The organism is Streptomyces sp. NPDC047042 (assembly GCF_040644035.1).
GTDB lineage: Bacteria > Actinomycetota > Actinomycetes > Streptomycetales > Streptomycetaceae > Streptomyces.
On the sequence record NZ_JBEYVP010000046.1, the window covers coordinates 71,702 to 81,307 of the forward strand.

General features: G+C 71.0%; 13 protein-coding genes. 8 read left to right on the plus strand and 5 right to left on the minus strand.

Features of this window, described 5'->3' with window-relative positions; translation table 11 throughout:
• Nucleotides 1-76 precede the first annotated feature (76 nt).
• The 8 genes from ABZ855_RS39790 to ABZ855_RS39825 all read left to right on the plus strand — a co-directional run bounded on the left by ABZ855_RS39790 (nt 77) and on the right by ABZ855_RS39825 (nt 6,814).
• Nucleotides 77-718, plus strand: coding sequence for a WhiB family transcriptional regulator (locus ABZ855_RS39790; protein WP_360815924.1), 642 nt, complete (start codon nt 77-79; stop codon nt 716-718).
• Entirely contained in the window at nt 715-2,310 is a 1,596-nt protein-coding gene (locus tag ABZ855_RS39795) for a hypothetical protein (RefSeq protein WP_360815927.1), read from the plus strand. The genes ABZ855_RS39790 and ABZ855_RS39795 overlap by 4 nt, the downstream gene beginning before the upstream one ends.
• A complete protein-coding gene (locus ABZ855_RS39800; RefSeq protein ID WP_360815930.1) occupies nt 2,307-2,498 on the plus strand; it encodes a hypothetical protein in 192 nt (63 codons plus the stop codon). Before ABZ855_RS39795 ends, ABZ855_RS39800 begins: the two co-directional genes overlap by 4 nt.
• An 87-nt stretch (nt 2,499-2,585) precedes the next feature.
• A complete protein-coding gene (locus tag ABZ855_RS39805; protein WP_360815933.1) occupies nt 2,586-2,822 on the plus strand; it encodes a hypothetical protein in 237 nt (78 codons plus the stop codon).
• Nucleotides 2,819-3,445, plus strand: coding sequence for a hypothetical protein (locus ABZ855_RS39810; RefSeq protein WP_360815936.1), 627 nt, complete (start codon nt 2,819-2,821; stop codon nt 3,443-3,445). Before ABZ855_RS39805 ends, ABZ855_RS39810 begins: the two co-directional genes overlap by 4 nt.
• The gene (locus ABZ855_RS39815) at nt 3,442-5,181 is read left to right on the plus strand and encodes a relaxase/mobilization nuclease domain-containing protein (protein ID WP_360815939.1); all 1,740 of its coding nucleotides are present in this window, start codon (nt 3,442-3,444) and stop codon (nt 5,179-5,181) included. Before ABZ855_RS39810 ends, ABZ855_RS39815 begins: the two co-directional genes overlap by 4 nt.
• A 426-nt stretch (nt 5,182-5,607) precedes the next feature.
• On the plus strand, nt 5,608-6,051 hold the full coding sequence (locus tag ABZ855_RS39820) for a hypothetical protein (RefSeq protein ID WP_360815941.1): 444 nt from the start codon (nt 5,608-5,610) through the stop codon (nt 6,049-6,051).
• A 79-nt stretch (nt 6,052-6,130) separates the two neighbouring features.
• A complete protein-coding gene (locus ABZ855_RS39825; protein ID WP_360815943.1) occupies nt 6,131-6,814 on the plus strand; it encodes a hypothetical protein in 684 nt (227 codons plus the stop codon).
• A gap of 94 nt (nt 6,815-6,908) precedes the next feature.
• Here the strand turns inward: ABZ855_RS39825 and ABZ855_RS39830 are convergent, their stop codons facing one another.
• The 5 genes from ABZ855_RS39830 to ABZ855_RS39850 form a co-directional block, all read right to left on the minus strand.
• Nucleotides 6,909-7,313 carry a hypothetical protein gene (locus ABZ855_RS39830; RefSeq protein ID WP_360815946.1) on the minus strand — a complete coding sequence of 135 codons (405 nt, stop codon included), beginning with the start codon at nt 7,311-7,313 and terminating at the stop codon, nt 6,909-6,911.
• A 280-nt stretch (nt 7,314-7,593) separates the two neighbouring features.
• Nucleotides 7,594-8,412, minus strand: coding sequence for a DUF317 domain-containing protein (locus ABZ855_RS39835; RefSeq protein WP_360815948.1), 819 nt, complete (start codon nt 8,410-8,412; stop codon nt 7,594-7,596).
• Nucleotides 8,413-8,427: 15 nt separating this feature from the next.
• On the minus strand, nt 8,428-8,718 hold the full coding sequence (locus tag ABZ855_RS39840) for a hypothetical protein (protein ID WP_360815951.1): 291 nt from the start codon (nt 8,716-8,718) through the stop codon (nt 8,428-8,430).
• Nucleotides 8,719-8,799: 81 nt separating this feature from the next.
• Nucleotides 8,800-9,171: a DUF317 domain-containing protein gene (locus tag ABZ855_RS39845; protein WP_360815953.1), complete on the minus strand. Its 372-nt coding sequence runs from the start codon at nt 9,169-9,171 to the stop codon at nt 8,800-8,802.
• Between the two features lie 240 nt (nt 9,172-9,411).
• Nucleotides 9,412-9,606: hypothetical protein (locus ABZ855_RS39850; protein WP_360815956.1), on the minus strand; the 195-nt coding region annotated here is incomplete at its 5' end.

Here is a 9,606-nt window from a genome sequence, read left to right on the forward strand (position 1 = left end):
CCGCAGCCAGCACCCGACGCCGCGCCCGCCGAGCACCGCCCCGGTCGGCCGACGCGGCAGCACATCGGAGATCGCCTTGCGCCACATCACCACCCACGACGCGCCGGCCACTGGCCTGCGCGGCATTGGAGACACCAGCTGGCACACCCGCGGAGCGTGCCACGGCATGGACGTCGAGGACGCCGACGCCGTCTTCTTCCCCGGGCCCCGGGACCACGAGGACATCGCTGAGGCGAAGGAGTTGTGCGGCTGGTGCCCGGTGCGCCGCGACTGCCTCGACTTCGCCCTGGAGAACGTCCTCAAGGAGGGCATCTGGGGCGGCCTCACGGAAGCCGAGCGACGCCCCTTGCACGAGGGACTGCCCCAGCGTCTCGACTACCGGCGCGTGACGGCCTTCTTCCAGGGTCGCGACGTGCATCTGACCGAGGCCGAGCGGCAGGTCGTCATCGACCACGCCTACGTACGCGGCTGGCGGCCCGCCCGGCTCGCCGCCGCCCTGCAGATCAGCCACAAGCACGCCCGAGACCTGCTCCGGCAGGCCGCCAACAAGGTCTTCGACCGCGACCGCACCTACGGCGTGCCGCGGCCCAAGAAAAAGCGGAAGAAGACCACCGCGGCAGCAGGCAGTGCCGCGCCCGCTGCACCCGGCACACAGCAGCCGGTAACCCGCCCGCCAGCGTCGACTCCGGCGCATGCCCATCTCGGAAAGGCCGCATGACCCACCCCGTCCTGTCCCTCAGCGCCGCTCCGGACCTCCCTCTCCTCCTCGCCGCCGTCGTGCCCGCCGCCCTCGTGCTGGTGCTGGTCGCCTGGACGATCCGGCGCCGGGGTACGCACCCGCAGAAACGTCTCGGCGGTCCGGCGGTCAAGGTCGCTGCCCTTGCTGCCCTCGGCTGCACCGCCTACAGCGCCGACACCTCATGGCGCTTCGCGGCCGACTTCCTCGACATGGCCGGCACTGCCGAGAGGGTCGGCATGTTCGCCGCGGCCGAACTGGCGCTCTTCGCGACCGCGCTGATGGCACGCCAGAACCTGGCCACCCAGGGTGCTCCTGGTCTGCCGGGCACCCTGGTCTGGGTGATCACCGGAGTGCAGGTGATCCCCGCCTACGCCGAGAGCGGTCCTATCGGCGGCACGGTCCGGGCCTTCGTCGGGCCGGTCATGGCGGCGATGCTGTGGCACCTCGCGATGGGGATCGAGCTGCGCCTACACACCCCGGGCGCCGCCTCCCACGGACTGATCGCCGTCCTGGGCAGGGAGGCACGCGAGCGTCTCCTGTCCCGCCTCGGCATCGCCGCGCGAGACCGCGACGCCGCGCAGATCACCCGGGACCGGGCTACCAACCGCGCGGTCGCCCTCGCCGCCCGCCTCGCCGAGCGCACACCCGAGCAGCAGCGGAGCTGGCGCGGCCGGCGGCTCACGCGGCGACTGTCGAAGGCGGTCGGCAGGGCCTCGGTCGGCACCGACCCCCTCCAGCGCGCGAACCTGCTCGACCAGCTCGCCGCCCGCCGGCACGCACTCGCGCTCGCTACGGTCCCGCTGCCCTCGCCCTGGTCCCCGGTGCAGAGCACCGCAACGGCAGCAACGGTCCCCTCGCAGTCGGCCTCGAAGGTGTCGGTCCCCGTCGCCGGTCCCCACGGTCCCGCCGAGTCGGACGGGGGCCCGGGACCGAGTGCCCCGAGGGGGCCGGTCCCCGAAATCGCGGACCCGAGGGCATCGGCAGACGCGGGGACCGAAGGCGAGAACGCGGGGACCAGCGTGGGGACCGAGGCCCCAGAAACAAGCGCGGTCCCGGGGACCGGTCCCGCCAAACCGGAAGCCTCGGAGAGGGACGCCCGAAGCACGGGGACCGAGCGCCTGACGCGAGAAGTGCCTGCTCATGGCCCTGATTCGAGTCGGGGACCGAACGCCGCCGAGTCGGGGACCGAGCCCACCGGGGACCGGGGACCGACCGACACCGACACGGGGACCGAGCCCACCGGGGACCGGGGACACCAGGTCCCTCTCCGGCGGAAGGCGCCCACGAAGACCAGGACGAAGAACAAGGGGAAGCGCGGCCGGTCCCGCACCCCGCAGACACAGCGCGCGCCACGCGAGCTGGAGCAGTCGGTGGACCAGCTCGTCCAGCAGGTCCGCCCTCACGTCCCCGCCCTGCTCGAACGGGACGGCAACGAGTCCGTCACCCGGGTGCAGCTGCGGGAGATCCTCCGCCGCGAGGGCCTGAAGGGCGGCCGGAACGACCGGCTGAGCCTCGTCCTCCGGGAACTGCGGAGCGACGACACCACAAAGACAAGGAGCACCGCCCGATGAGGACCTGCCACCAGTTCGACAGCGTCCGTGCGGAGTACGAGCGGGAGATCGGCTTCATGCTCGCCCACTCCAAGCGGCACGAGGGCAGGCCGGCGGCGAAGTCCAGCGCAAAGCAGGCTGCCTCGACGAAGAAGCGGATGGCCCGGGCGCTCAACAGCCACGTCGGGCGCTGCCCCGAGTGCGGCTGAACCGGCAAAACCCCAGCTCAACACCCCTATCCACAACGCGTGGCCCGGCTCCGTGCCGGGCCACCGCCCCGCTTAAGGAGGCACGCCGTGATTCCGCGTCCCCCTCGTTCATCCGAGCCCACCGCCGCCGAGGCCAGCGCCTGGGCGGACGTCCTGGTCCGCCGCTGGCTCCTGCACGCCGCAGTCCTCACCCCGAACGGCCAGTGGCTCGTCCAGGACCACCCCGACGGACCCGTCCGCGTCCTCACGGGACCGGCAGATGTCCTCGCGCTGGCCGCGACCCTCCAGCACCACACCCGAACCATGAGGCCCGAAATCCGATGACGAACCCCACCCAGAACGGCGCCGCCCCGGAACCTGCTCGCGACTCCAACTCGGTCTCGGGGCGAGCAAGTTGGGGCGGAAGCGTAGCTTCCGCCAACCCCGCCCCCAAGGGGGACGGGGAGGACCTGCACCAGGGGGCGCAGGTCCAGGAGGCTTCGACCGAGGGCGGATCGAAGCCGGGACCGGAGGAGAAGCCGACCGAGCGCCGCAGCCACCGCGATCGCGCTGCCCACGCCCGTCAGCGTCCGCGTCAGCCGCGCGCCACGAAGCGCCTGCACCAGCCCAACACCCGTTTCAACGAAGAAGAGTTCGCGCTGATCAAGTCCGCCGCCGCCCGATGCAACCTGTCCGTCGCCGGCTTCCTCGCCCGCGCCGCGCTCGCCGCAGCCCGCGACCTCGACCGAACCAGCGCCGAGATAGCCGACGAACGCGAGGTGATCACAGCCCTGTTCGACAGCCGGCGTCGGCTCGGCTGGGCCGGCAGCAACCTCAACCAGGCGGTCAAGGCACTCAACTCCGGCGCAGACGCTCCCCAGCTCGATGCGGCCGTCGCCGCCGTACGGCGGGCCGCCGACACCGCGCATGCAGCCGCCACACGCCTGATCGAACGCCACGGCGCATGATCCCCAGCGTCAACAACGCCGGATCACGGACCTTCGGCCTCCTCAAGTACCTCTACGACACGGGCAAGTACGAGGACCACACCGACCCCCACCTCGTGGCCTCCTTCGACGGCATGGCCCCCGACCCCGGCCGCGACCCGAACGCCACCCTCGAAGACCTGCAGCAGCTCCTGGACCAGCCCGTGATGGCCCTGCCGAAGCATGCCCGCCCGGCCAAGCACGTGTGGCACACCTCCGTGCGCGCGACGGCGGACGACCGGATCCTGTCCGACGAGGAATGGGGTGAGATCGCCCGGCGGATCGTGGCCGCCACCGGCATCGACCCCGGCGACGGGCAGCCCGGCTGCCGCTGGGCCGCCGTACGCCACGCAGACGACCACATCCACATCGTCGCCACCCTGGTGTGCGAGGACGGCAGCCGCCCCGACGACTTCCGCTCCGGCAAACGCGCCCAGGCCGAGTGCCGCCTCATCGAGAAGGAACTCGGCCTCCACCAGGTCGCCCCCGGCGACGGCACCGCCGCCCAGCGGCCCACCAGCGCCGAACGCCACAAGGCCGAATGCCAGGGTCGAGAGCGCACCGCCCGCGAGGAGCTGCGCGAGACGGTACGACGGGCGGTGTCCGGTGCGGGGAGTGACGAGGAGTTCTTCGACCGGCTCGCCGCCGCCGGCGTCCTGATCCGTAAGCGCGTCGCGCCCTCCGGCGACCTCCTCGGATACAAGGTCGCCCTGCCCGACGACCTGAACAAGGACGGCGAGCCGGTGTTCTACCCCGGCGCACGCCTGGCCCCCGACCTGTCGCTGCCCCGCATCCGGGAGCGCTGGTCCGGCGACACCGGTACCGATCCGACTCCACGGCAGGAGGACACGGTCCGTACGGGGCCCGGCGCCCCGGCCTCCGCCCGCCGCAGGACGGCATCGGCCGCGTGGCAGGCCGTGCTCATCGTCGAGCACGGCGACGACGCGGTCGCCGCCGCCCACATCGCCGCCGCCGGCGAGGTCCTGGACGCGCTCGCGAAGACCTCCGCCGCCCACACCCGCCGCGAACTGCGAGACGCCGCAACAGCGTTCGAACGTGCCTCCCGCTCCCACGTACGCGCCGTACGCGGGCACGACCGCGCGCTGCGGCAGGCCGCCCGCGACCTCGTCCACGGAGGGCCCGCCCTCGGCCGCGGTGAGGACGGTGCCACCACCGCGATGGCGATCGACATGCTGTTCTTCCTCATCACCGCCGCCGCCCACTGGCACGCGAGAAAGGGCCACGCCCAGCAGGCCGAAGCCGCCGCCCAAGCCGCCGAGCACCTGCGCACCGCCTACCAAGCCGCCGCCGCCCAACCCCTCGGCGTGCTCTACCAGCGAGGCCGACGTCTGAGCCGGCCGGTGCTCCAGCGGCAGACCGTGCTGCTGCGCGAAACGCTGCCGGGGCTCGCCGAGCAGATCCTCGCCGAGCCCGGCTGGTACGCCCTGGCCGCGACCATCGCGGAAGCCGAAGCCGCCGGCCACGATCCGGCCGCTCTTCTGTCCGCCGCGGTCGGGCGTCGTGAACTCGACACCGCGGAGTCGGTGAGCGACGTGCTGGTGTGGCGGATGCGGCGGACGGCCGATCTGCCCGCCGACGCCTCGCCCCTGTCCGAGAGCGGCACCGCTGGGGTCCAGCCCGCAACGCGCAGGACAGCCCCCCAGACCTCCGCGCCCGGCCGCCGCAGCGGGGAGGAGACATCGGGCAAGACCCGGTGAGCCCTGCCTGCCAGGAGTGCAGCCTCAGCGCACGGCCAGGAACAGGCGTACCGCCACCGCCCCGCTCGCGACCCACAGCATGGCCGTACGCCACAGCGGACCCCGGAGGCATTCAGGCCCGCATTGTGGGTCACGGGCACTGCGCACACTCAGGAGGAACGCAAGGGCACAGGTGCGGCGACTCGAGCCAGTAGGCGACGCGAAGTTGGGCTGTCGAAGTCAACGTGGCGTGTTCGGGCACGCCGAGGGGACATCACTCATCCGCTCAGAGACACGCGCCGTGCCCACTCGTCATCCGCGCCCCCAGGAGGCGGAAAACGCCTGATGACCTGCCCGAAGGCGACTGTGGACTTTGTGAATTGAAACCGCCAGGGGCGTAAGGCACGATCATGAAGCGAGCAGGACGAGGCACAGGAGGACGCCAGGGTGTTTCACCGAATACGCCGCCGGGCCAAGGAGCCCAGCGAGGAACAGCGCCGATTCTTCGAGCTGTCGGCGCGGCTGCAGAACCAGGTCCCGCCCGGGATCGGGGTGCCGCCGGCCGAGCCGGAACACATCGAGCCGACCGCGGTGGTGGACGACTTCCTTCCGCCGGAGCTGCGGGTACCCAGCCACGACCAGGTCGACGGCACCATGATGCCGTGGAAGCAGCCGCTCGTCCTCGACGCCGAGATGGTCGCCTGCTCCGAGTGCGGCGCGTACCGGGACTGGCTCATCCTCTCCACCCGCGGCCAGATCTGGCTGCGTTGCCGGGGCGGCCACCAGCAGCAGGAAACCCGCCTCGACACCGCCTGGTTCAACCGGAACCGCGGGCCGGCGGACGCGACGCACGCCACGTTCGAGGAATGCCTGCGCCACCTCGGGCACTGACCCCCACTCCTACGACCCCACCGGGCCCGCGGGCCCGCACTGACCACCCGTCGCCAAGCACCAAGGGGTCAGTACCGTCATGCGCGTTCGCGTCGCCACCACCGCCCTCGGCATCACCGCCGCCCTCCTCGCCGTACCCGCCTGCTCCACCGACATCACCGGCACCAAGCACGCCACCGCCCGTACCGGGTCGCCGACCGACACAACCCAGGCTGCTCCGCTCACGTCGGCCGCGCTGGAGACGCGCCTGCTCGACCAGAGCGACCTCGGCAGCGGCTACCTGCGCAAGCCGGAGCGCCTCACCCAGCACGACGACGTCACCGTCATCGGCTGCCCGGCCCTGGGCGAACTGGGCGGCGACGCGGCCACCGGCGCCACGCTCACCTTCCCCCGCAAAGCGAAGACGGCCTTCACCTACGGCGGCAGCTCCTCCGAGATCGCCGAGGAGCTGTACAGCGACGGCGCGAACAAGCTGTCCGACGGCATCGGCCGGATCTTCGACGCCATGACCGGATGCCCTACCTATCAGGTCGTCGCGGGCGGCACCCCGATCGATATCGCCTCGCAGAAGCTGCCCGCGCCCCACGGCCTCGGTGACGAGCAGTGGAGCCAGCTCCTGACGTTCTCCGCCGGAGGACGGAGCACCGTGGTCAAGCAGACCGCGATCCGCGACGGCAGCCTGCTGCTGATCGTCTCCGGCTCCCCGGCCCTCGTCGACCGCCACGTCGGCAAGGCCCTCACCAAGGCCACGGCAGCCAGCTGACCGGCCCCGACACACTGCTGCCCCCCGACCAGGACGGTCGGGGGGCAGCAGTGCTGAGCTTGTTCGGCTTTGACGGACACCATCGGTGTGGTGGTCAGGCTGCGGTTCCGTACATCCAGCGGCGAACCACGGTGTAACCGATAGGAAGCTCGTTCCCCGTCAACTCCTTATACCTCGCCTTGGCCTCTTCGCTGGCGTGCTGACCGGGAGGGAGCCTTCGGAGGAAGGGGTCGCGGTCAGGGGCAGGGGAGGACTGACGAGGCTGCTCCGTAGCTTCATCGTCGGAGGCAGGTTCGTAATCCGCGATGTCCTCGACCTCATGCCTTGCGGAGCCCTGCCTTACGAGGTAAGCGACCACGGCCAGACCTACGACCAGAGTCACGCCGCCGATGACGCGGATCTTCGGCTTGTGCTTCGCGTACCAGCTCTTCGACTTCTCGTCGGAGGGCGCGGGCTCGCCATCTGCGGGAGTGGGTTCACCGGGCGTGGAGTCGTCCATGTGCACACATCTATCGGACCCAGACGCTACCTGTCAGGCAATCAACCGACATCACCCGATCAGCTTCAGTACACCGGGCAGAGCCCACTTCACCCCACTCCCCCGCCTTGGGGCCGGAGGCGATCACCGGTGCCGGGCAGGCCCGGCACCCTGTACTCGTCGCCCCGGTCGCCGTCCTCCGACTCGATGGCCTGCCCGAGCCCCCGGAGGGAAATACCAGAAGCCCGGCCCCTGTTCGGGGACCGGGTTCTTCCGTCTGGCTGAGGGGCGCCGTCGATGGCTAGGCCGGCGCCCGCAGCAGTCGCTCCCGGGTGGCCTCGGGCAGCACCCGGCGCAGGACCGGTGCGGTCGAGCTGAGGGAAGTGGCGAAAGCTGCCACGAGGTCGTGCGGGGCGCTGGTCCCAAAGGAGGCCGCCCACAGGCAGGGGGCGCCGAGCGCGGGCTCGGCCCATGCCTGCCATCCGACCGGTCCCGCCTCGTCGGCCTCGGTCGTCAGGGCGCGCGGGTCGGCGTCCTGGATGAGGGGCGGTACCTCACCGAGGCTGATGTGCGAGGTGAACGTCGGGTCCGTCGCTGCCGCGTCGGGCTGGTCGATGTCGCGGAGCCAGCCGTGGGCGGCGACGGCGTCGAGGACCAGTTCGGGGCCGGCGAACGGCACGGCGGGCTGGTCGCGGGCGTCGAGCGCGACGAGGAAGTCGGCCACAGCCTCGCCGGGGACGTCGGTGGTGAAGTAGCACGACCACGACGCGAGCGGGCTGCTGGTGTCCGCGCGTGCGGAGATCTGCCAGGCGATCGGCAGGTCTCCCAGGTGGAACGGCTCGTCCGCCAGGCTCCACTGCGCCCATCGGAGGGTGTCGGAGCTGATGTGCAGGACGGTGCTGCGCAGGACCTGGCGGTCCTGGGGTGCCTCGTCCGGCTCATGACGTCCGCGGACGATCGTCAGGCTCGTCCAGCCCAGCCCGGAGAGCGTGTCGGCAACGCCGTCGTAGAGGCACCCGTCGTCACCGGCCAGATGCCGGGGGCCGACCCAGAACGCGGGCTGGCCGCCGGGCGGAATGGACGGGTCGGGCGGGAAGTCGGGGTACAGGGGCGCCTCCAAGAGGTCGGTGCGGGTCTAGTTGCCGCCGGCACTGCGGCGGGGGCGGCGCGAGGGTGCCTGGACGGGGCCCTGCCAGGTCAGGGCGATGGCGACCTCGGGCGGCAGATGGCCGAGCTGTGCGTCCTCGTCCCGCCCCTCGGCGAGGTAGACGACGGTCCGGCCCGTCTCATCCACGGCCTGCACGACCTGCGCCAGGCGGTGCGCCATCGGAAAGAACGGGTTCATGGCCTGGCGGACCGGAGCATCCCGGTCGCAGGCGGACAGCAGGTCGATGAGATCACCGACGGTCATCTCCGGGGTCGTCACGAACAGCCTCCTGGGGTGAGGGGAAACGGTGAGCGGTGAAGAGGACGGGGCCCGACAGTTGGCCGGCCACTCGAGCGAGAACTACTCGTGGGCGCTTGGCTGTCGTACGCGACGTGAGGTCTGCAGTACACGCGCCACGGCGGCGGCGATGTCGGCCGGCGTCTCGGTGTCGAACGACAGGTGGTAGCCACACACCTTGGCCGTGCCAGACACAGCGATCTTCCATCCCTCGCCGTCCGCGCCGGGACGGCCGAGCGGGAACCAACCGAGGTAGAAGCGGCCGTCCTTCGAGCTGACGTGCACGTCCGCGCGATCGTCCACAATCAGGTGGAAGTCCTCCGTGGAAAATTGGTCCATCACGAGCGCGGGCTGGCCGGGGCCGAGCTGCCACTCGCGCAGCCGGAGGGCTTCGACGGTGGTGGAGAAACCGGAGTCCACGGGCGCTACGGTCACGGGCAATCACCTCTCTGACCTGGGGTTTCTTGCAAGGTCGTCTACGTTGACATGCCCCCGACCGCGTTGGCCAGTCTTTCCGCGATCTTTCCTGTCTGCCCCTGGCGAACTGTTGTCCGTTGACAGCGAAGCCAGTCGGACGCGAGGCGTTGACCTGCGCGGACTAACTTCGGTGTCAAGGCAGCCTCTCGGCGTTGGCCTTGCTGCGAGCACCGTGACCTGCGACGACTGGATTGGATGTCAAGAACGGCCGCGGACTGGGTTCGCTGTCGACGGACAACTGTCCTTCGTCATCCAATCGAGGCGTTTGACAGCGAATCCAGTCGTTTCAGCCTTTCTAAGAGGGCGTTTATGCAGGTCAAGGCCCGTACGCACCTTATGCGAGTGCCCCATTTCGTTGAGGATTGCCCGATAGGTGAAGAACATCGCCTGGCG